The following is a 453-nucleotide window of genomic DNA, read 5'->3' as shown; positions in this document are numbered from 1 at the left end:
GGACAGGCCGGTCTGCCCCTTGGCGAGGTTGGTGCGATAGAGCTTGTTCGACTCGRCCGCGTCCGAATGGCCCGCATAGGTGCGGAAAATCCAGGGCTTCTCACGCTGCGCCGGCTTGTCGCCGATTGGGCCGATCGCGTTCATCGCCGCTCCCTTGCCGTTCCACCCTGGACCCAATGCAATCTCAATGTTGCACTGCGGCGAAGATAACGCCAGAGGGCCGCGCAAGTCGTCTCCGACCTTCGGATGAGCCTCTACTATGCGATAACGGTCTGATGCCTGGGCTGGTTGAACCGTGGTTTCCTGCCTGGTGCAGGGCCAGCGCTCTCGAGGAGCTGGTTGGATTTCTGCGTGTCGAGGATCACCATGGTCGAGGTCTCCGCGACACAGGGAATCGCCTGCAATGCAGCGCTGATGAAGGTGCGGAGCGCTTCGATATCCCTGACCCAGACG

The 453-nt window shown here is 61.7% G+C and carries 2 protein-coding genes; both read right to left on the bottom strand.

The annotated features are described in order from the left end of the window. A partial coding sequence (locus AB4Y92_RS25825; protein WP_441822213.1) for a methylmalonyl-CoA mutase family protein occupies nucleotides 1-144 on the bottom strand: 144 nt, incomplete at its 3' end. Between the two features lie 113 nt (nucleotides 145-257). Continuing rightward, a partial coding sequence (locus tag AB4Y92_RS25820) for an Lrp/AsnC ligand binding domain-containing protein (protein ID WP_441822212.1) occupies nucleotides 258-453 on the bottom strand: 196 nt, incomplete at its 5' end.

Source organism: Lysobacter sp. TAB13, assembly GCF_052113885.1.
GTDB lineage: Bacteria > Pseudomonadota > Gammaproteobacteria > Xanthomonadales > Xanthomonadaceae > Lysobacter > Lysobacter gummosus.
The sequence above is the reverse complement of the archived record's forward strand: the minus strand, read 5'-3'. Positions and strand labels throughout refer to the sequence as shown.